Raw genomic sequence first — 21647 nt, 5'->3', positions numbered from 1 at the left:
GGGGACAGATCAGTGCTCACCGCCTCCGCCGGGAGGAGCCCCGGCGCGGCGCGTCCAGATTCGCTGAGGAATCGTGCCGTCGCGGTGCCATGATGCACTCGTGCCAACGTCGCGCGCCGTACCCATCGCCCTCATCGGCTGGCTCGTGTGCGTCGAGCTCACGAGCGGCGTGCTGCAGGGCTGGTACGTCACCCTCACGCCCGACATCGCCCGACACCTCTCGGTCACCGACGCCGACGTCAACTGGTTCGAGGCGGGCCAGCTGCTGCTGTCGGCGCTCATGGTGCCGGTGCTCGCGAAGCTCGGCGACATGCACGGCCACAAGCGGATGCTGCTGGTCGCGACCGCGCTCACGGCCGGCGCGAGCTGGTGGATGGCCTTCGCAGGCGACTTCTGGAGCTACCTCATCGCCTTCTCGCTGCAGGGCGCCTACGCCGTGTGGCTGCCGCTCGAGGTCGCGCTCATCTTCGACCGCGGCCGCCGCACGGGCGCCGCGCCCTCCACGACGCGCCGCGCTGCCGGCCTGCTCGTCATCGCGCTCGAGGCCGGTGCGATCCTCGGCGCGCTCGGCTCGGCCGTCGCCCTCGGCGCGTTCGGCGAGGCGATGGCGCCGACGCTCATGGTGCCGGCGGCGATGGTCACGCTCACGTTCTTCGCGATCCTGTGGGGCGTGCCCGAGTCCGAGCCGCTCCCCGGCCGCAGCCTCGACGCGGGCGGCTTCGTGCTGCTCGCCCTGTCGCTGCTCACGATCACGTCGGGCCTCACGTTCCTCAAGATCGGCGGTGCGGATGCGTGGTGGGGCTGGGCGGTCATGCTCGTCGGCGTCGCCCTGCTGCTGCCCTTCGGCCGCTGGGTGCTCGGCAAGGACGACCCGGCGATCGACCTGCGCGTCATGCGGCGCCCGGAGATGTGGCCCGTGCAGCTCACCGCGGGCCTCGTCGGCGTCAGCCTGCTCGGCGCGCAGACGCCGCTCGCGACCTACGCCGGCACCGACCCGTCGCTCGGCTACGGCCTCGGCCTCGACGCCTCCGGCCGGTCGATCCTCATCGGCGTGTACCTGCTCTCGCTCATCGTCGGCGCCGCCGCGCTCGCCGTGCTGTCGTCGCGCATCCGCCCCCGGCTCCTGCTCATCGTCGCCGCGACCCTCGTCGGCGTGGGCTACCTGCTGCTCGTGCCCTTCCACCTCGAGGTCTGGCAGGTCTTCGCGTGCATGGCGATCGCGGGCGTCGGCTCCGGCGCGCTCGTCGGCGCGCTGCCCGCCGCGGCCGCCGCCGCCGCGCCCCGCGGCCAGACCGGCGTCGCGACGGCGATGACGAACACGACGAAGACGATCGGCGGCTCGTTCGCGTCGTCGATCTTCGCGATCGTGCTGGCGATCGGCGCGATCGGCACCGCCGCGAGCATCGGCGGCTACATCGTCGTCTGGATCGTCTGCGGCGTCACCGCGCTCGTCGCCGCCGTCGGCCTCATCGCCGTGCCGCGGCTCGCGTTCGCCGACCCCGAGCCCGTGCCCGACGCGACGCCCGCGACCGCCGAGCGCTGACCGCTGACCGCTGACCGCTGAGCCGGCTCAGTCCTTCGCGACGAGCGGGCCTCGGTGCACCATCCACGGGTGCGTCTGCGCGACGGGCTTGATGATCGTCTCGTCGACCGACACGTGGCCGGGGAGCGCGAGGATGTCGGTCATCACGCGCGCGACGTCGTCGGCCGACAGCGGGTCCTGCACGTCCTTGTAGACGGCGTCGGCCTTCGCCTGGTCGCCCTCGAAGCGCACGAGCGAGAACTCCTCGGTCCAGACCATTCCGGGCGCGACCTCCATGACGCGGATCGGCTCGCCGTGCAGCTCGAGCCGCAGCACGTCGACGAGCTGCTTCTCGGCCGACTTCGCGGCGTTGTAGCCCGAGCCGCCGGCATACGCGACGGTCGCGGCGATCGACGTGACGACCATGATCTCGGCGTAGCCGCCCGGCGCATCCCCGGACGGATTCGTCGACGCCCGCAGGTGCGGCAGCACCGCGTCGATGACGCGCTTCGCGGCGATGACGTTCGACTCGAACATCCACCGCCAGTCCTCGATCGTCGTCTCGGCGAGGTGCGCAGAGCCCTTCGCGCCGCCCGCGACCTGCACGAGGCTGGTCGGCCGGAACGCCGCCGCAGCCTGCTCGAGCCGCGCGACGTCGCCCTCGTCGGTGAGGTCGGCGGCGAGCACCTCGCAGCCGATGTCGGCCGCGAGCGCCTCGAGCCGCTCCGCGCGCCGCGCGACGGCCAGCACCTGCCAGCCGCGCGCGACGGCCTGCCTGGCCACCGCCTCCCCGATCCCGCTCGACGCACCCGTGACGATGATCCGCTTCTCGCTCATGCCGCCATGCAAGCACCGGATGCGCCGTGCGCGCCAATCGCGCTCTGTTACGCCGTGCGTCGTCGTCGCTGGCGACGCAGGCGCAACCGCTGCACGCTGGGTCGAGACCACCGCCCGCTGAAGCCGAGGAGGCGCACCATGAGCGACTGGAAGTTCGAGACCCTGCAGGTCCACGCGGGTGCGAAGCCCGACCCGACGACGAATGCGCGCATCACGCCCGTCTACCGCACCACCTCGTACGTGTTCGACAACGCCGATCACGCCGCGCGGCTGTTCGGCCTCGCCGAGTTCGGCAACATCTACTCGCGCATCATGAACCCGACGAACGACGTCGTCGAGCAGCGGCTCGCGGCCCTCGAGGGCGGCTCCGCGGCCCTGCTCGTCGCATCCGGGCAGGCGGCGACGACCTACGCGATCCTCAACATCGCGGGGGCCGGCGACCACATCGTGTCGTCGTCGTCGATCTACGGCGGCACCTACAACCTCTTCAGCTTCACCCTCCAGCGCCTGGGCATCGACGTGACGTTCGTCGAGGATCAGGACGACCTCGACGAGTGGCGCCGCGCGATCCGCCCGAACACGAAGCTCCTGTTCGCCGAGACGATCGGCAACCCGCGCATCAACCTGCTCGACATCGCGGGCGTCTCGGGCGTCGCCCACGACGCGGGGCTCCCGCTCGTCGTCGACAACACGATCGCGACCCCCTACCTCATCCGCCCGCTCGAGCACGGCGCCGACATCGTCGTCCACTCGGCGACGAAGTTCCTCGGCGGGCACGGCTCGGTCGTCGCGGGCGCGATCGTCGACGGCGGCCGCTTCGAGTGGTCGAAGTCGGACAAGTTCCCGGGCCTCACGCAGCCCGACGAGTCGTACCACGGCGTCACGTTCGCCGAGGCGCTCGGCGACCAGATCGCCTACATCATCAAGGCGCGCGTGACCCTGCTGCGCGACGTCGGCGCCTCCTCCTCCCCCGACACGGCCTGGCAGCTGCTGCAGGGCATCGAGACGCTCTCGCTGCGGCTCGACCGGCACGTCGCCAACGCGACCGCGGTCGCGCAGTTCCTCGAGTCGCACCCGCAGGTCGCGGCCGTGCACTACGCGGGACTGCCGTCGAGCCCGTGGCACGAGCGCGGCAAGCAGATCGCGCCGCGAGGCACGGGTGCCGTGCTCTCGTTCGAGCTCGTCGGCGGCGTCGAGGCCGGCAAGGCGCTCGTCGAGTCGCTGCAGCTGTTCAGCCACCTCGCCAACATCGGCGACGTGCGCTCGCTCGTGATCCACCCCGCCTCGACGACGCACGCGCAGCTGAGCCCCGAGCAGCAGCTCACGGCCGGCGTCACCCCAGGCCTCGTGCGGCTCTCGGTCGGCATCGAGCACGCCGACGACCTCATCGCCGACCTCGGTGCCGGGCTCGAGGCGGCGGCCCAGAAGGCGGCGGCGCTCGAGGCCGCAGCGGCCTGACGAGAGGGCGGGCACCCGTGGACTGGCAGCTGAGCGACGACGTGCAGCCTGCCTCCAGGGTGCCCGCCTCGCGACTCGACGAGGCGCTCCCCTTCGGCGACGGCGGCAAGTCCAGGCCCGTGCCCGTCACGGGCGCCTGGCGCCCGGGCGACGACCCCGGCGACCGCCGCTTCGCGCGCATCGGCGACATCGACGTCGAGGCGGGCGGCACGGTCACGGATGCGGTGCTCGCGTTCGAGACGTGGGGCCGGCTCAACGAGGCGCGCGACAACGCCGTGCTCATCGCCCACGCCCTCACGGGCGACAGCCACGTGCGCGGCGACGCCGGTCCGGGCCACGCCACCGCCGGCTGGTGGGGCGACGTCGTCGGTCCCGGCCTCGCGATCGACACCGACCGGCACTTCGTCGTCGCCCCCAACATGCTCGGCGGCTGCCAGGGATCGACCGGTCCCGCGTCGCTCGCCGCGGACGGCGTCGAGTGGGGCTCGCGCTTCCCGCGCGTGACGATCCGCGACCAGGTCGAGGCGCAGCGCCGGCTCGCCGATCGGCTCGGCATCGCGCGCTGGCGTGCCGTCGTCGGCGGCTCGATGGGCGGGATGCACGCGCTCGAGTGGGCGATCGCGCATCCCGAGCGCGTCGGGAGCGCCGCGCTGCTCGCCTCGAACGCCGCGACGAGCGCCGACCAGATCGCCCAGAACTCGCTGCAGATCGAGGCCGTCACGACCGATCCCGGCTGGTTGGGCGGCGACTTCTACGACCTGCCGGGCCACGCGGGCCCCGCTCGGGGCCTCGCCCTCGCGCGCCGGATGGCGATGCTCGGCTACCGCTCGCAGCACGAGCTCAACGAGCGCTTCCGCCGCGAGTGGCAGTCGAGCGTCGACCCGCTCGCGGGCGGCCGGTTCCAGGTCGAGTCCTACCTCGACGTGCACGGCAACCGCTTCACCCGCAGGTTCGACGCGGGCTCCTACGTGCGGCTCGTCGACGCCATGTCGACGCACGACGTCGGCCGCGCGCGCGGCGGCGTGGAGGCCGCGCTCGAGCGCGTCACGTCACCGGTGCTCGTCGTCGGGATCTCGAGCGACCGGCTCTTCCCCGTCGCCGATCAGCAGCGGCTCGCCGCGGGGCTGCCGTCGAGCGTCTCCGGTGCCGAGCCGGTCGTGCTCGAGAGCGGCTTCGGCCACGACGGGTTCCTGATCGAGACCGCCCGCGTCGGCGACCTGCTGGCGCCGCTCCTCGCCTGAGACGGCGAAGGGGCCGCGGCGCGCGGCGCGCACCAGCATCACGACCGCGCCGACGAGGATCGCGACGTGCAGCAGGTTGCGCACGGTCAGCAGCAGCACCGCCCCGGGGTCGCCCACCACGAGCCAGTCGTAGGTCCACGGGAACTGCAACTGGGTCGCGAGCGACACCGCACCGATCGCGCCGACGCCGATCCAGTGGCGCCTCGCGCCCAGCTCCGCGAGCAGGAGCGCCGGCACCGTGAGCCACAGCACGAACTGCGGCGAGCCGACCTTGTTCGTGACGATCATCGACGCGACGAGCGCGACCGCGAGCCACACGACCGCCTCTCGCCCGTGGGAGCGGCGCACCGCGAGCACCCCGATCGCGCACAGCAGCAGCACGGCGCCGACGAGCACCGGGGTCGCGAGCCTCGCGACCATCCCGACGCCGTCGCTGTCGACCTGGTAGGTCCAGATCTCGCGGTCGAAGTAGACGTGCGCCTGATCGCCGCCGATGAGCCACATGTAGGGCGTCGCCGCGACCGCCTCGATCTGCAGCCCGCGGTCCTCCTGCTGCGTGAGGAACGACAGCGCGTGCTCCGAGCCGAGCAGCAGCGCGACCGCGAGCACCGCGACCGAGACTGCGGCGCCGGCGGCGAGCACCCGCAGCCGCTCGCGCCGCGCGATGAGCAGCGCGAGGTAGAGCACGCCCGGCCACACCTTCATCCAGGCAGCGGCCGTGAACGCGGCGGCCGCGATCCCCGGGCGACCGCGCCGCAGCACCGCGATGCCGATGATCGACACCGCGACCGCGACGGTGTCGATGCGCGCGAGCGCGACCGGACCGAGCGCGAGCTGCAGCGCGAGCCACGTGCCCGCGAGCACGTGCCCGCGCGGCACCGTGAGCAGCAGCCGGAACGCGACCGCGTCGAGCGCGGTGACCAGCAGCATCCACACGAGCGGCAGCGCCTCGGTGCCGAGCACGTTCGAGACCAGGATGGGCGCCCACGCGAGCAGCGGGTAGACCCACGGCACGTCGATGCCCAGCCACTCGCCCAGCTCGCCCTGCTCGACCCACGACGGGTAGACGAAGAGCACGTCGCCGTAGGCGTCCGAGACGCTCGGCACGTTGAGGATCGCGAGCAGGGCATGCACGCCGCCGAACGCGAGCCACGCCCACGCGCGGTCGCGCGTCAGAAGAGCCTCCTCGTGGCGTCGCGCACCTCGCCGACCAGCTCCTCGATGATGTCCTCGAGGAACAGCAGCCCGGTCGTCTCGCCGTTCGCGTCGAAGGATCGCGCGATGTGGGCGCCCGTCGATCGCATGAGCGCGAGCGCGTCCTCCACCTCCGCGTCCTGGTAGATCGAGGCGAGCAGGCGGATGCGCTTGGCCGGCACCGGCTGGTCGACGGCCTCGTCGTCGGCCCCGAGCACGTCCTTGATGTGCACGTAGCCGTTCGGGTTGCCGTCGGCATCGGAGATGACGTAGCGCGAGAAGCCGCGCTCGCGCACGGCCTGCTCGAGGTCGGCGGGCGTCGCGCCGAACGGCAGCGCCACGATCTCCGACAGCGGCAGCGCCACGTCGCGCACGCGCCGCTCGGTGAACTCGAACGTGCGCGAGATCGCGCCCGTGGGGTCGAACAGCAGCCCCTCGCGCTTCGAGGTCTCGACGATCGTCTCGACCTCGTCGATCGTGAAGGCGCTCGCGGCCTCGTCGACCGGCTCCACCCGGAACAGCCGCAGCACGCCGTTCGCGACCGCGTTCATCGCCCAGATGACGGGCCGGAAGACGCGCGAGATGAGCACGAGCGGCGGCGCGAGCAGCAGCACCGCCCGGTCGGGCACCGAGAACGCGGCGTTCTTCGGCACCATCTCGCCGAGCACGACGTGCAGGTACGTGACGAGCAGCAGCGCGATGACGAACGCGACGACCGAGACGACCTCCGGGGCGAGCCCGGTCCACGAGAGCGGTCCCTCGAGCAGGTGGTGGATCGCCGGCTCAGAGACGTTGAGGATGAGCAGCGAGCAGACCGTGATGCCGAGCTGACACATGGCCAGCATGAGCGAGACGTGCTCCATCGCCCACAGCGCGAGCTTCGCGGCGCGGTTGCCGCGGTCGGCGAGCGGCTCCACCTGGCTGCGGCGGGCCGAGATGACGGCGAACTCCGCGCCGACGAAGAAGGCGTTCGCGATCAGCAGGATGACGAGCCACATGATGCCGAGCCAGTCGTTCATCGTGCCTCCTCCTGTGCATCGGTCTGCTCGACGAACCGCACGCGGTCCACGCGACGGCCGTCGATGCGCTCGACGCGCAGCGAGCCGCCCGCGACGGGCACGCTGTCGCCGACGACCGGCACGGTGCCGAGCTCGGCCATGATGAAGCCGCCGATGGTCTCGTACGGCCCGTCCTCCGGCACCTCGACGAGCGCGCGCTCGCGCAGCTCGTCGGGGCGGAAGGAGCCGGGGAACGTCACCCAGCCGGGTCCGCGCACGACCTCCACGTGCATCCGGTCGTGCTCGTCCGAGACCTCGCCGACGACCTCCTCGACCAGGTCCTCGAGGGTCGTGATGCCGGCGGTGCCGCCGTACTCGTCGACGACGATCGCCATCTGGTAGCCGCGCTCCTTGAGGTCGCGCAGCAGCGCGTCGAGCTTGACCGACTCGGGCACGCGGTGCGGCTCCTCGGCGATCGCGGCGATGGGCACGTCGGCGCGCCGGTCGCGCGGCACCGAGATGGCCTGCTTGATGTGAGCGATGCCCAGCACGTCGTCGAGGTCGTCGTCGTAGACCGGGAAGCGGCTCAGGCCCGTGGCGTGGGCGAGCGCGACGAGGTCGGCGACGGATGCGGAGCGCTCGAGGGCCTGCACGCGCGGCCTCGGCGTCATGACGTCGCCGGCGCTCAGCTCCGAGAAGCGGAGCGTGCGCGAGAGGAGCGTCGCTGCCCCGGCGTCGAGCGCTCCCTCCATGGCGCTGCGGCGCACGAGGGTCGAGAGCTCCTCGGCGGTGCGGGCGCCCGAGAGCTCCTCCTTGGGCTCGAGCCCGATGGAGCGGAGGATGCCGTTGGCCGAGCCGTTGAGGGCGAGCACCGCGGGCTTGAACACCGCGGTGAACGCGCGCTGGAACGGCGTGACCGCGATCGCGGTGCCGAGCGGCTTCGCGAGCGCGAAGTTCTTCGGCACGAGCTCGCCGACGATCATCGACAGGATCGTCGCGCCGGTCATGGCGATGACGCTCGAGAGCGGCGCCGCGAAGCCCTCCGGCACGCCCCACGAGACGAGCACGGGCGTGAGCAGGCGCGAGATCGCCGGCTCCATCGTGTAGCCCGTGAGGAGCGTCGTGAGGGTGATGCCGAGCTGCGCGCTCGAGAGGTGCGTCGAGGTCTGCCGGAGCGCCTTGATGGTGCCCTCGAGGCGGCCCTCGCCGCGCTCCTTGCGCGCCTCGAGCTCTGCGCGGTTGAGGTTGACGAGCGCGAACTCGCTCGCGACGAACAGGCCGGTTCCGATGGTCAGGACGATGCCGGTGGCGATCAGCAGCAGGTCCATCAGTCGATCGGTTCCGGCTCGGGACTATGACTGGAGTCGTCGTTCACCAGAGCATCGTAGCGGGCGCTGCCTCGAGCGCTCCCGTGTCGTGGCCCGGAGTCCGGCCCGGGTTCGAGCCCGCGATCACCACGAGACCGGCAGCGCCTTGCCCTCCTCGTAGCCGGCCGCCGACTGCACCCCGACGCGCGCGCGCTCGCGGAACGTCGGCACGCTGTCGGCGCCCGCGTACGTGAACGACGAGCGCACGCCCGCGGTGATCATGTCGACGAGGTCCTCGACGCTCGGACGCTGCGGGTCGAGGAGGATCGTCGACGACGAGATGCCCTCGGCGAAGAGGCGCTTGCGGGCGAGCTCGTACGGGTCGAGCCCGCCGAAGCGGCCCTCGACGGCCTTCGTCGAGGCCATGCCCCACGACTCCTTGAAGAGCCTGCCCTGCGCATCCCGCTGCAGCCGCCCCGGCGCCTCGATCGTCCCCGCGAACCACGAGCCGATCATGGCGCTCGAGGCACCGGCCGCGAGGGCGAGCGCGACGTCGCGCGGGTACCGCACGCCGCCGTCGGCCCACACGCGCGCGCCGAGCTCGATCGCGGTCGAGGAGGCCTCGAGCACCGCCGAGAACTGCGGCCTGCCGACCGCCGTCATCATGCGCGTCGTGCACATGGCACCCGGACCCACACCGACCTTGACGATCGACGCGCCCGCGGCGACGAGGTCGCGCACCCCGTCGGCCGCGACGACGTTCCCCGCGGCGACCGGGAGCCGGTCGCCGATCGCAGCGCGCACCGACTCGATCGCCCGCAGCATGCCCTCCTGGTGCCCGTGCGCGGTGTCGACGACGATGACGTCGGCGCCCGCGTCGACGAGCGCGCGAGCCTTCGCCCCCGGGTCGCCGTTGATGCCCACGGCCGCGGCGACGCTCAACCGGCCGCCGCCGTCGAGCGCCGGCACGTACAGGTCGGCGCGCAGGGCGCCGAGCCGCGACGCGATGCCGACGCAGCGGCCGCCGTCGACGACGGGCGCGACGTCGACGCCCTCGCGCTCGAGCGACGCGAACATGGCGCGACCGTCGGCGACGTCCTCGAGCGACAGCACGGGCAGCTGCGAGTGCAGCAGGTCGCCGAGCCTCGCGTCCGGGAGCGCGGAGGCGAGCCGCTCCGCCGGGATGGCGCCGAGCAGCGCGCCGTCGGCGTCCTCGACCACGACGCAGTGCCCCGGGATCGCGGGCACGCGCTCGAGCACGGCCTGCACGACGTCGTCGGGCGACGCGCGGTGCGGCGACTCGAGCGCGATCGGCTGCGCCTTCACCCACGCGATCGAGCGGCAGGTCTCGTCGATCGGCGGGTCCTGCGTGAGCACGGCGAGCGCGCCGCGCCTCGCGAGCGCCGCCGACATGCGCGGCCCCGTGACCGAGCTCATGTTCGCCGCGACGATCGGCAGCGTCGCGGTCGTGCCGTCGTCCGGCGAGAGGTCGACGTCCATCCTCGACCGCACGTCGCTGCGGCTGGGCACGAGGAACACGTCGGAGTAGGTGAGGTCGTGCTCCGGGACGTCGCCGATGAATCGCATGCTGCAACGCTACGCGGCGCACGGACCCGCTCGGCGCGTCAGTCCTTCGCCTGGCCCCAGTCGCCGACGACAGCGGTCTGCACGGGGAACTCGATCGGGAAGTCGCCGAAGAGCGTGCGGCCCGCGAGTGCGGCGGCCGCGCGCACGGCCTCCGCCACCTCGTGGGCGCGCGCCTCGGGCGCCTGCACGATGACCTCGTCGTGCAGGAAGCACACGAGCGCCGCGCCCTCGACGTCGCGGATCGCCCGGCGCACGCCCGCCATCCACGCGAGCGCCCACTCGGCGGCGGTGCCCTGCACGACGAAGTTGCGCGTGAAGCGGCCCCACGCGCGCGCCTGCCGGCCGCCGTGCTCGTCGTCGCGCCAGCGCGGCGGCAGCGGCGACGTGCGGCCGAGCCACGTGCGCACGCGCTCGCGCCGCTCCCCCGCCCTCGCGGCAGCCTCGACCGTCGCCATCGCCCGCGGGTAGGCGCGGCCGAGCCGGGGCAGCACGACCGCCGACTCGCCCGTCGTCCCGCCGTAGAGCGCGCCGAGCATGCCGAGCTTCGCGTGGGTGCGGGTGTCGACCACGCCGCGGTCGACGAGCGCCTGGTAGAGGTCGGCGCCGCGACCGGCCTCGGCGAGCGCCTCGTCGCGCGCGAGGGCGGCGAGCGCTCGCGGCTCGAGCTGCGCGGCGTCGGCCACCACGAGCCGCATGCCGGGCTCCGCGGCGATGGCGCCGCGGATCTGTCGCGCGATCTGCATCGCGCCGGAGCCCTCGGTCGCCCAGCGGCCCGTGACGACGCCGCCGGGCACGTACTCGATCGCCATGCGGCAGCGGCCGCGCTCGTCGACGCGCGCCCACCGCTGCGCCCACGACCAGCCGTTCGCGGTGTGGAGGCGAGCCATCCGCTTGTAGGCCGTGAGCGGCTCGATCGCGGGGTGGTCGTGCTCGCGCAGCTCCCAGCGGGCGGTCGAAGCGACGTCGACCCCCGCTCGCCGCAGCGCGCGCAGCACCTCCTGCGGCGAGTCGGGGTTGAGCGAGGGGTCGCCGAGCGCCGCCCGCACCTCGACCGCGAGCGCCTCCATGCGGCTCGGCCGACCGCTCGGGCTGTGCACGGCGCGCTCCCCGAGCGCCTCGGTGAGCAGCGCGTCGTGCCGGTCGCGGTCGAACGGGAGCCCCTCGCGGCTCAGCTCGACCGCGAGCACCGCGCCCATCGACTCGGCGGCCGCGAGCATCGCGAGCCCGGCGTCGTCGCCGATCGCCGCCTCCTGCCGCTGCAGCTGCTCGGCGAGCGCGTCGAGCGGCTCGGGCTCCGGTGCGAGCGAGAAGAGCCCCTCGGCCTCGGTGCGCAGCGACCTCGACCATCGCTCCTCGAGCGGCAGCGAGCGGGCGTCGACGAGGATGCGGTGCACGAGCCGCGCATCGCGCACCCGGTCGATCGGCACGCCGGCGTCGAGCAGCGCTGGGGCCGCGGCCTTCGCGTCCTGCCAGACGATCCGCGCGCCGGGTCGGCGCAGGCGGTCGTCGTCGCCGACCCGCGCCGCGTCGTGCTCGCGAACGTCGACCGCTCGACCGTGCTCGAGCGTGGCGACGGCGATCCGCGACCCGCGCTCGAGCGGCACGACGCCGAGGTCGGCCCGGACGGCGTCGGCGCGGACGGCGTCGGCTGGGGTGTCGTCCACATCCGCGACACTAATCTGCGCCTCCCACACGCGCAGACCGCCTCGGATGCGGCACGATAGGTGCTGGTCGCGATGGCAGCGCAAGTGGTGGTGCTCAACGCGACGCTCGAGCCGATCGGCGTCGCGTCGCTGCAGCGCGCGGTCGCCTTCGTCGTCAAGGAGCGCGCGCAGATCATGCTCGCCGCCGACGGCACGATCCGGTCGAACTCGCTCGAGCTCCCGGTGCCGCGCGTCGTGGTGTTCAACGACTACGTGCAGATCCCCCACACCCGGCTCTACGCGCCTGTGCCGTGGAGCCGCAAGGGCGTGCTCGACCGCGACCGCCGGCGCTGCGCGTACTGCCGAGGCCCGGGCGCGACGATCGACCACATCCAGCCGGCATCGCGCGGCGGCCCGTCGACATGGCTCAACACCATCACCGCGTGCGTCGCCTGCAACGGGCGGAAGGGCGACCGCACGCCCTCGGAGGCCGGCATGCCGCTGCGCTTCGAGCCGCGCGTCGTCTGGCGGCGCGAGGTGATGCTGCTCGCGGTGCAGGCGGCCGGCGTCGACCTCGCCGAGCTCGGCCTCACGCACTGAGCCGCCGCCGCGCGCCACTATGCTGGAGGGTGATGTCGCCGCGGACTGCCTGCGGCATGCCAGAAGACTTCGGAAGAGGCGATCGATACCGTGTCCAGCCCGTCGGACGACAACGACTTCGGAGCGAACGAGTGGCTCGTCGAGGAGCAGTACCAGCTCTTCGTCAAGGACAAGGCGTCCGTCGCCCAGTCGTGGTGGCCCATCCTCGAGCGGTACGCCGCCCAGCGCTCGTCCGGCGAGGCGACGACGAGCATGAGCACGTCGCCGAAGTCGGCGACGCCGCCCGCGCAGAAGGCTGAGCAGCCCGCGAAGGGCGAGCAGCCGGCGCCGAAGGCCGAGCAGAGCGCGCCGAAGCACGCCGCGCCCGCCAAGCCGGCGCAGGCGCCGAAGCGGCCGACGCCGCCCCGCGCTCCGGCGCGCGCCGAGTCGCGCCCCGACGGGCCCGTCGACTCCGGCGAGGCCCAGCACGCGCAGGACGCGCCGCAGGAGAGCACCAAGGGCCAGTCCGACACCCCCGCGCCGGCCCGGGCCGACGGCGCGATCGTCGCGCGCACCACGGCGCAGGCAGCGCGACCCACGCCGGTGCCCGCCGACGCTCCCGCCGCCGCGGCGAAGCAGGCCGCGAAGGCAGAGCAGGTTCAAGCCCCGGCCGAGCAGCCCGTCGTGACGACGCTGCGCGGCATGCCGAAGACGCTCGCCGCCAACATGGACAAGTCGCTCGCCGTCCCGACGGCCACGAGCGTGCGCACCGTGCCGGCGAAGCTCATGATCGATCAGCGCATCGTCATCAACAACCACCTCCGCCGCACGCGCGGCGGCAAGGTCTCGTTCACGCACATCATCGGCTACGCGCTCGTGCAGGCGCTCAAGCTCTTCCCGAGCCAGAACGTCTACTACGACGAGATCGACGGCAAGCCCTCGCTCGTCGCACCGCCGCACATCAACCTCGGCATCGCGATCGACATGCCGAAGCCCGACGGCACGCGAGCGCTGCTCGTGCCGAGCATCAAGGCGTGCGAGTCGATGGACTTCTCGGAGTTCGTGGCCGCCTACGAGGCGATCGTCAAGAAGGCGCGCGCGAACAAGCTCGACGCCGGCGACTTCGCCGGCACGACGATCTCGCTCACCAACCCCGGCGGCATCGGCACCGTGCACTCGGTGCCGCGCCTCATGCAGGGCCAGGGCTGCATCATCGGCGTCGGCGCGCTCGACTACCCGGCCGAGTTCACGGGCTCGAGCCCGGAGCGCCTCTCCGAGGCGGGCATCGGCAAGACCGTCACGATGACGTCCACCTACGACCACCGCGTGATCCAGGGCGCCGGCTCCGGCGAGTTCCTGAAGATCGTGCAGGGCCTGCTGATGGGCGAGCAGGACTTCTACCGCGGCATCTTCGCCGACCTGCGCATCCCGTACGAGCCCATCAAGTGGGCGACGGATGTCTCGGTGCGGGCGGCCGACGAGCTCTCGAAGCAGACGCGCGTCACGCAGCTCATCAACTCGTTCCGCGTGCGCGGCCACCTGATGGCCGACATCGACCCGCTCGAGTACGTGCAGCGCACGCACCCCGACCTCGAGATCGAGCAGCACGGGCTCTCGTTCTGGGACCTCGACCGCGAGTTCGTCACCGGCGGCTTCGGCGGCAAGCGCTCCGCGCTGCTGCGCGACATCCTCGGCGTGCTCCGCGACTCGTACTGCCGCACGACCGGCATCGAGTACATGCACATCGCCGACCCGGCGCAGCGCCAGTGGTTCCAGAGCCACCTCGAGGTGCCGTACGTCAAGCCCACGCACGACGAGCAGATGCGCATCCTGCGCAAGCTCAACGAGGCCGAGGCGTTCGAGACGTTCCTGCAGACGAAGTACGTCGGCCAGAAGCGCTTCTCGCTCGAGGGCGCCGAGTCGATGATCGCCTTCCTCGACGCGCTCCTCACGGGCTCCGCCTCGGCGGGCCTCGACGAGGTCGCGATCGGCATGCCGCACCGCGGCCGCCTCAACGTGCTCACGTCGATCGCCGGCAAGACCTACGGCCAGGTGTTCCAGGAGTTCGAGGGCGCTGCCGTCTTCCAGGGCTCCGGCGACGTCAAGTACCACCTCGGCAACGCGGGCGAGTTCACCGCGGCCGACGGCTCGACCGTCCCCGTGTACCTCGCGGCCAACCCCTCGCACCTCGAGGCCGTCAACGGCGTGCTCGAGGGCATCGTGCGGGCGAAGCAGGACCGGATCGGCAACGGCGAGGCCTCGGTGCTGCCCGTGCTCGTGCACGGCGACGCCGCGATGGCCGGCCAGGGCGTCGTGTTCGAGACGCACCAGCTCTCGCAGCTGCGCGCCTACAAGACCGGCGGCACGATCCACCTGGTCGTGAACAACCAGGTCGGCTTCACGACTCCCCCGACCGAGTCGCGCTCGTCGACCTACGCGACCGACGTCGCGAAGGCGATCCACGCGCCCGTGCTGCACGTGAACGGCGACGACCCCGAGGCCGTCGTGCGGGTGGCGGAGCTCGCGTTCCAGTACCGCCAGGAGTTCAAGCGCGACATCGTCATCGACCTCATCTGCTACCGCCGTCGCGGGCACAACGAGGGCGACGACCCGACCATGACGCAGCCGCTCATGTACTCGCTCATCGAGGCGAAGCGCTCCGTCCGCACCCTCTACGCCGAGAACCTCGTCGGCCGCGGTGACATCACCGAGGAGGAGTACCAGGCGGCGCAGGCCGACTTCCAGGGCAAGCTCGAGCAGGCCTTCATGGAGACGCACGCCGCGGCGACGGGCTCGATGCCCGTGGTCGCCGCGCAGCGCGAGCCCGCGGTGAGCGAGCCCGACTCGACCGGCGTCGATGCCTCCGTCATCGAGGCCATCGGCGACGCCCACGGCAACCCGCCCGAGGGCTTCCAGGTGCACCCGAAGGTCAAGCAGGTGCTCGACAAGCGCGTCAAGGCGAGCCGCGAGGGCGGCATCGACTGGGCGTTCGGCGAGCTGCTCGCGCTCGGCTCGCTGCTCACCGAGGGCACCCCCGTGCGCATGTCGGGCCAGGACACGCGCCGCGGCACGTTCGTGCAGCGCCACGCCGTCATGCACGACCGGGACAACGGCCAGGAGTGGCTGCCGCTCGCGAACCTCGGCGAGGACCAGGGGCGCCTGTCGATCTACGACTCGCTGCTGAGCGAGTACGCGTCCATGGCGTTCGAGTACGGCTACTCGGTCGAGCGGCCCGACGCGCTCGTGCTGTGGGAGGCGCAGTTCGGCGACTTCGCGAACGGCGCGCAGATCGTCATCGACGAGTTCATCGCCTCGGCCGAGCAGAAGTGGAACCAGCAGTCGTCGCTCGTGCTGCTGCTCCCGCACGGCTACGAGGGCGCGGGCCCCGACCACTCGTCGGCGCGCATCGAGCGCTTCCTGCAGATGTCGGCGGAGCGCAACATGACGATCGCGCGCCCGTCGACGCCCGCGAACCACTTCCACCTGCTGCGACGCCAGGCGTACGCCCGCCCGCGTCGGCCGCTCGTCGTCTTCACCCCGAAGGCGATGCTGCGACTGCGCGACGCGACGAGCGGGGTCGAGGACTTCACGAGCGGCCGCTTCCAGCCCGTGATCGACGACCGCCAGGTGCAGGACCCGCAGGCGGTCACCCGCGTGCTGCTGCACTCGGGCAAGATCCACTACGACCTGAAGGCGGAGCTCGCGAAGCGCGGCCGCACCGACATCGCGCTCGTCCGCGTCGAGCAGCTGTACCCGCTCCCGATCGACGAGATCAACGCCGCGGTCGACCGCTACCCGAACGCCTCGCTGCTGTGGGTGCAGGAGGAGCCGCTCAACCAGGGCGCGTGGCCGTTCATGCACCTCGCGCTCCCCCGCCACCTGCACGGACGCACGCTCAAGGTCGCCGGCCGCGCGCCGTCGGCGAGCCCCGCGACCGGTTCCGCGAAGCGCTCTGCGCAGGAGCTCGCGGCGATCCTGGAGTCCGTCCTCGGGTAGCTCACCGTTCCGCTGAACATCGCCTCAGCACCACCCGACGATCCCCGCACGAGTCTCTTCGTGCGGGGATCTTCCCTTGTCTGCAAAGTCCCTCCTCCCATACTGTTCGGAAACAGTGTTATTCCGGGACCGGTGAGAGTCGTCCCACGCCGGTGAGGGAGTGGGTGGAGCGCGTGCAGCGAGCGTGGCAGGGCACATCCCGCAAGGCCACGGCCATCGCGGCGGTCGCCGCGAGCCCGTCCTTCTCGCTCCCGGGCGCGCAGTCGCCGAGGGCGACCCCGACGCTCGCGCGCCGGCTGCAGCGCGAGCGCGGGACACGCTTGCGGCTCGGCCTCACCGACGCCGGCATCGCCGCCGCCGCGACCGTCACCGTCGCCCTCGTGAGCGCGCCATACGGCGCCACGGGGCTCGACCCCGTTGAGATCGAGCTGCTGCTCGCGGCGCCCTCGCTCGTGCTCGTCGTCTGGCTCATCGCGCTCGCCGCCATCCAGTCGCGCGAGGCCTCGGTGCTTGGCGCCGGGGCGACGGAGTACCGCCGCGTCGCGCACGCCACCGGCCTCGCCTTCGCCGTGCTCGCCGCCGCCGCGCTCGTCGTCGACTGGCCCGCGCTGCGGCTGCAGCTGCTCGTCGCGCTGCCGACCGGCCTGCTCGCGCTGCTCATCGGCCGGTGGCAGTGGCGCCGGTGGCTCGTCACGCGTCGGCGGCAGGGCGAGTGGTCGTCGAGGACGATCCTCGTGGGCGACCGCGCGGAGGTCGCCTACGTGCTCGAGCGGCTGTCGCGCACGGGCGACCTGACGTACCACGTCGTCGCCGCCGCGATCGAGGACGATCCCGGAGAGCCGCTCGAGCTGCACGGCAGGCGCGTTCCCGTGATCGCGGCCCGCTCCACCCTCGTCGAGGACGCCGACCGGCTGGGCGCCGACACTGTGATCCTCGCGGCGAAGCCCGACGCCGACCCCGACTACCTCACGCGGCTCAGCCGGCAGCTCGAGGGCACGTGCGCCGAGCTCGTGCTCTACTCGCGCCTCTCCGACGTCGCCGGGCCCCGCATCTCCTTCCGCCCGGTCGACGGCCTGCCGCTCATCCAGGTGCGGATCCCCACGTTCGACGGCGCCGAGCACGTGCTCAAGCGAGCGCTCGACATCGTCGTGGCATCCTTCGCGCTGCTGGCGGTCGCGGTGCTGGCCGTGCCGATCGCGATCGCGATCCGGCTCGACTCCCCCGGGCCGATCCTCTTCCGCCAGCAGCGCGTCGGTCGCGATGGGCGCACGTTCGGCATGCTGAAGTTCCGCACGATGCGCGTCGGCGCCGAGCAGCAGCGCGCGGCGCTGCAATCGCGCAACGAGGGCGCCGGTCCCCTGTTCAAGCTGCGCGACGACCCGCGCGTCACTCGCGTCGGCGCCTTCCTGCGGAAGCACTCGCTCGACGAGCTGCCGCAGTTCTGGAACGCCCTGAAGGGCGACATGAGCGTCGTGGGCCCGCGGCCCCCGCTGCCGGGCGAGGCGACGACGTACGACGGCGTGACGCTGCGCAGGCTCTACCTGAAGCCGGGCATCACGGGCCTCTGGCAGATCAGCGGCCGGAGCGAGCTGTCGTGGGACGAGAGCATGCGGCTCGACCTGCGCTACGTCGAGAACTGGTCGGTCATGCAGGACCTGATGATCATCGCCAAGACCGCTCGGGTGGTCATCCGCCCGGTCGGCGCCTACTGAGGAGGATCGATGCGCATCGCCATGCTCGGCACTCGCGGCGTGCCCGCCGCGTACGGCGGCTTCGAGACCGCCGTCGAGGAGGTCGGCGCCCGGCTCGCCGCCCGCGGGCACGAGGTGACGGTCTACGGCGACCGCACGCATCCGGAGGTCACCGAGCACCTCGGCATGCGGGTCGTGCACCTGCCGTCGCTCCCGGTGCGGCAGCTCGAGACCCTCAGCCGCACGGGCGCCGCGACGCTGCGCACCGTGACGGGCGAGCGGCCCGACGTGGCGTTCGTCTTCAACGCCGCGAACGCGCCGTACGTGACGCTGCTGCGCGCCCGCGGCATCCCGGTCGCGGTGCACGTCGACGGGCTCGAGTGGCGGCGCGCGAAGTGGGGCGGCGCGGGCCGCGCCTACTACCGCTGGGCCGAGCAGCGCTCCGTGCGCGCGGCCGACGCGCTCATCGCCGACGCGCCGGGCATCGCCGACTACTACGACCGCGAGTTCGATGCCCCGACCGAGCTCATCCGCTACGGCGCACCCCTGCTGCAGCGCGTCGCGACGGCGCCGCTCGCCGCCGTCGGGCTCGAGCCCGACCGCTTCCACCTCGCGGTCGCGCGCTTCGAGCCCGAGAACCACGTGCTCGAGGTCGTCGAGGGCTACCGCCGCAGCGACGCGCGGCTGCCGCTCGCGGTCGTCGGCTCCGCCCCGTACAGCGCGGCCTACACGCGCGCCGTGCACGCCGCGGCGGCCGGCGACGACCGCATCCGCCTGCTCGGCGGGGTCTGGGACCAGGACCTGCTCGACGCGCTCTACGCGCACGCGCGCACCTACGTGCACGGCCACTCGGTCGGCGGCACGAACCCCTCCCTGCTGCGCGCCATGGGCGCGGGCACCGCGACGATCGCGTTCGACGTCGGCTTCAACCGCGAGGTGCTCGCCGACGACGCGTGGACCTTCCGCGACGCCTCGGAGGTCGCGATCGCGATCGAGGCGGCGGAGGCGGACGACGCGCTCGTCGTGGCGCGCGGCATCCGCGCGCACGCGCGCGCCGGCCGCGTCTTCCGCTGGGACGAGGTCGCCGACGAGTACGAGGACCTCGCGCGCCGGCTCGCCGACGGCGAGTCGGTGCACGCGCGGACGCGGCGCGCGAGGCGCGCGCCGTCGGAGCGGGTGCACGCGGGCCGCGCCGCGTCGTGAGCGCGGCGCTGACCTTCGTCACGGTCGTCTTCGAGCCCGAGCTCCCGCTGCTGCGGCTGCAGGCGCGCTCGCTCCGCCGGTTCCTCGACCCGGCGTGCGTCGCGCAGCTCATCGTGCTCGACAACTGCGCGCGCGGGATGGGCCGCGGGGCCCGCCGCGCCGTGCTGCGCGAGCTCGGGCCGACGCTCGCCCCGCTCGCGGCCTTCATCCGCGCGAAGCACCTGGGTGTCGAGGGCGCCACCGAGGGCTGGCGCGGGCAGCAGGCGGCGAAGCTGCTCGTGTCGCGCCGCGTGCGCACCGACCACTTCGTCGTCCTCGACGCGAAGAACCACCTGATCGCGGCGGCCGGGGCGGTCGACCTCGTGGATGCCGACGGTGTCGCGAGGGGCGGCACCCATCCGTACACGACGCATCCGCTGCGCGCCGACCTCGAGCGCACGCTGCGCTACCTCGGCGCCGACGACGAGCGGGTGCAGGAGCTCGTCGCCGACTTCCCCCGCACCGCCACGCCGTTCGTCATGGACGCGCGGCTCGCGCGACGCATGCTCGACGACATCGAGCGCACCTCGGGCCGGCCGTTCGCGGCCGAGTTCGAGCACGCCCGACTGCTCGAGTTCTTCCTCTACTCGGGCTGGTCGATCCTGCGCGGCGAGGGCGTGCCGGTCGACGGCGAGCCCATCCAGTCGCCCATCGTCTGGCCCGCGCACGCCGACGAGCAGGGCGCCGCCGATGCGATCGAGCACGCTCGAGCGACGGGCGCCGCGTGGTTCGCCGTGCATCGACGGGCGCTCGCGCGCTCGGACCGCGCGACGCGGCGGCGCATCATCGCGCTCTGGGTCGAGCGGGGCCTCATGGACCGCGTCGAAGCCGCACGCTTCGTGCGCCGCTTCCGGCTCGCGTACCTGCCCGCGACGGGGCGCGCCCGGCTCGCGCGGCGCCTGTCAGGACTCGCCGACCGGTGACCGGCGCGGTGCACCGATCGGCAGCTTCCAGCCCGACTGCTCGCTGCTCGGCACGTCCGAGTAGTAGGTGTTGCGATCGCTCGTGGCCCGGGACTTGTTGAGCACGATGCCGAGGATCTGCCCGCCCGCCGACTCGATCGAGCGCACCGTGTTGGCCAGCTGGGGCCGGCGCGTCCTCGACGCATCCACCACGATCACGACGCCGTCGACGAGCGGCGCGAGCAGGTTCGAGTCGGCGACCGTCAGCACGGGCGGCGAGTCGACGATGACGACGTCGTAGCGATGGGATGCGCTGTCGAGCAGGGATCGGAACGCCTGCGACGTGACGACCGTCGCGGGGTTCGGGGGCAGCTCGCCCGACGTCAGCACGTCGGGCCCGCTCTCGCGCCACGGCACGATCGCCTCGCCGAGGGAGAGCCTGCCCATGAGCGCCGTCGTGAGCCCCACCGAGCCGTCGAGGCCGAAGAGCTGGTCGACGCGCGGCCGCCGCAGGTCGGCATCGATCACGAGCGTGCGCTCACCCGCGTCGGCGAGCGCGATCGCGAGGTTCGTCGAGAACGTCGACTTGCCCTCGCCGGGCGACGACGACGTGACGAGCAGGCGTCGCGACTTGCCGTCGAGCGTCGTGAAGGCGAGCGCCGACTGGATGCGGCGCATGTCCTCGGCGACGGGGCTGTGGGGCTCGCGGGCGACGATGAGCCCCGGATCGACGGCGCGCTTCGCGCGGGTGACGACGCCGAGCACGGGCAGGTCTGTGACCCGCGCGACCGCCGCCTCGTTGCGCACGCGCGTGTCGGCCATCGTCGCGACGAAGGCGGCGAGCACGCCGAGCAGCAGCCCGAGCGCTGCGGCGAGCGCCGTATCGCGCGGCTTGTTCGGCGTCGTCTGCACGGCGGGCGCGACCGCGTCGTCGATGACCGAGGCGCTGATGGTCGCGGCACCGTCGACGCCCTCCGCGGCGACGTCCTGCACGACCGAGGCGAGCTGCTGCGAGACGGTGTTCGCGATGGCCGCGGCTCGGACGGGATCTGTCGAGGTCGCCGTGACGTCGAGGATGACCGTGTCCTGCGGGATCGTGATCGCGATCGACCTCGCGAGGTCGCGCGGGGTCAGGTCCATGCCGAGCTCGGCGATCACGGGCTCGAGCACGCGGGAGGAGGTCGCGAGCCGGGCGAACGACAGCATCTGGTTCTGCGTGTACGCCGAGCCCTGGTTGAGGTCGGCGCCGGACGTGCCCTCGTTGAGGGCGAAGTACAGCGAGGCCCGCGACTGGAAGAGCGGCTGCGTCGACGCCGAGACGAGGAACCCGATGCCGCCGCCGAGCAGCGCGAGCCCGAGCACGAGCGCCCAGAACTTGCGCAGCGCCTCGAGGACGTGCGAGAGGCTCCATTGCCCAGACTCGGCACCCGTCATGGGTGAGACACTACCC

The 21647-nt window shown here is 72.9% G+C and carries 14 protein-coding genes and 1 pseudogene; 8 read left to right on the top strand and 7 right to left on the bottom strand.

Going from position 1 to position 21647, the window contains the following annotated elements; genetic code table 11:
• Nucleotides 1–100 precede the first annotated feature (100 nt).
• Entirely contained in the window at nucleotides 101–1543 is a 1443-nt protein-coding gene (locus ABD106_RS00790; RefSeq protein WP_343916358.1) for an MFS transporter, read from the top strand.
• Between the two features lie 27 nt (nucleotides 1544–1570).
• On the opposite strand, the gene ABD106_RS00785 is transcribed toward ABD106_RS00790, so the two are convergent.
• Nucleotides 1571–2359: an SDR family NAD(P)-dependent oxidoreductase gene (locus ABD106_RS00785; protein ID WP_343916356.1), complete on the bottom strand. Its 789-nt coding sequence runs from the start codon at nucleotides 2357–2359 to the stop codon at nucleotides 1571–1573.
• Between the two features lie 138 nt (nucleotides 2360–2497).
• Here ABD106_RS00785 and ABD106_RS00780 point away from each other — a divergent pair, with 138 nt between their 5' ends.
• Both ABD106_RS00780 and metX read left to right on the top strand, forming a co-directional pair.
• Nucleotides 2498–3817: a bifunctional o-acetylhomoserine/o-acetylserine sulfhydrylase gene (locus ABD106_RS00780; protein ID WP_343916354.1), complete on the top strand. Its 1320-nt coding sequence runs from the start codon at nucleotides 2498–2500 to the stop codon at nucleotides 3815–3817.
• Between the two features lie 17 nt (nucleotides 3818–3834).
• Entirely contained in the window at nucleotides 3835–5058 is a 1224-nt protein-coding gene (gene metX / locus ABD106_RS00775; protein ID WP_343916352.1) for a homoserine O-acetyltransferase MetX, read from the top strand.
• Between the two features lie 297 nt (nucleotides 5059–5355).
• Here metX and ABD106_RS00770 read toward each other — a convergent pair.
• From ABD106_RS00770 to ABD106_RS00750, 5 genes and pseudogenes are all read right to left on the bottom strand, one after another.
• Nucleotides 5356–6072: pseudogene (locus tag ABD106_RS00770) on the bottom strand (glycosyltransferase 87 family protein); the annotation flags it as partial.
• 158 nt (nucleotides 6073–6230) lie between these two features.
• Nucleotides 6231–7271, bottom strand: coding sequence for a hemolysin family protein (locus ABD106_RS00765; protein ID WP_343916350.1), 1041 nt, complete (start codon nucleotides 7269–7271; stop codon nucleotides 6231–6233).
• On the bottom strand, nucleotides 7268–8578 hold the full coding sequence (locus ABD106_RS00760; RefSeq protein ID WP_343916348.1) for a hemolysin family protein: 1311 nt from the start codon (nucleotides 8576–8578) through the stop codon (nucleotides 7268–7270). Before ABD106_RS00760 ends, ABD106_RS00765 begins: the two co-directional genes overlap by 4 nt.
• Nucleotides 8579–8701: 123 nt before the next feature.
• On the bottom strand, nucleotides 8702–10144 hold the full coding sequence (guaB1, locus tag ABD106_RS00755) for a GMP reductase (protein WP_343916347.1): 1443 nt from the start codon (nucleotides 10142–10144) through the stop codon (nucleotides 8702–8704).
• 38 nt (nucleotides 10145–10182) lie between these two features.
• The gene (locus tag ABD106_RS00750; RefSeq protein ID WP_343916345.1) at nucleotides 10183–11808 is read right to left on the bottom strand and encodes a bifunctional 3'-5' exonuclease/DNA polymerase; all 1626 of its coding nucleotides are present in this window, start codon (nucleotides 11806–11808) and stop codon (nucleotides 10183–10185) included.
• Nucleotides 11809–11880: 72 nt separating this feature from the next.
• Between ABD106_RS00750 and ABD106_RS00745 the strand changes: the two genes are divergently transcribed.
• From ABD106_RS00745 to ABD106_RS00725, 5 genes are all read left to right on the top strand, one after another.
• Nucleotides 11881–12387 carry an HNH endonuclease gene (locus tag ABD106_RS00745; RefSeq protein ID WP_343916343.1) on the top strand — a complete coding sequence of 169 codons (507 nt, stop codon included), beginning with the start codon at nucleotides 11881–11883 and terminating at the stop codon, nucleotides 12385–12387.
• Nucleotides 12388–12477: 90 nt separating this feature from the next.
• On the top strand, nucleotides 12478–16362 hold the full coding sequence (locus ABD106_RS00740) for a multifunctional oxoglutarate decarboxylase/oxoglutarate dehydrogenase thiamine pyrophosphate-binding subunit/dihydrolipoyllysine-residue succinyltransferase subunit (protein ID WP_343916341.1): 3885 nt from the start codon (nucleotides 12478–12480) through the stop codon (nucleotides 16360–16362).
• Nucleotides 16363–16535: 173 nt separating this feature from the next.
• A complete protein-coding gene (locus tag ABD106_RS00735; protein WP_343916339.1) occupies nucleotides 16536–18074 on the top strand; it encodes a sugar transferase in 1539 nt (512 codons plus the stop codon).
• A gap of 9 nt (nucleotides 18075–18083) precedes the next feature.
• Nucleotides 18084–19256, top strand: a complete 1173-nt coding sequence (locus ABD106_RS00730) for a glycosyltransferase (RefSeq protein ID WP_343916337.1) — start codon at nucleotides 18084–18086, stop codon at nucleotides 19254–19256.
• On the top strand, nucleotides 19253–20218 hold the full coding sequence (locus ABD106_RS00725; protein ID WP_343916335.1) for a DUF6492 family protein: 966 nt from the start codon (nucleotides 19253–19255) through the stop codon (nucleotides 20216–20218). The genes ABD106_RS00730 and ABD106_RS00725 overlap by 4 nt, the downstream gene beginning before the upstream one ends.
• Here ABD106_RS00725 and ABD106_RS00720 read toward each other — a convergent pair.
• Nucleotides 20198–21631 carry a tyrosine-protein kinase domain-containing protein gene (locus ABD106_RS00720; protein WP_343916333.1) on the bottom strand — a complete coding sequence of 478 codons (1434 nt, stop codon included), beginning with the start codon at nucleotides 21629–21631 and terminating at the stop codon, nucleotides 20198–20200. The two genes, ABD106_RS00725 and ABD106_RS00720, sit on opposite strands and share 21 nt — an antisense overlap.
• Nucleotides 21632–21647 lie beyond the last annotated feature (16 nt).

Source organism: Agrococcus citreus, assembly GCF_039527715.1.
GTDB lineage: Bacteria > Actinomycetota > Actinomycetes > Actinomycetales > Microbacteriaceae > Agrococcus > Agrococcus citreus.
Note: the sequence above shows the minus strand (reverse complement) of the source record. Positions and strands in the feature narration are given on the sequence as shown.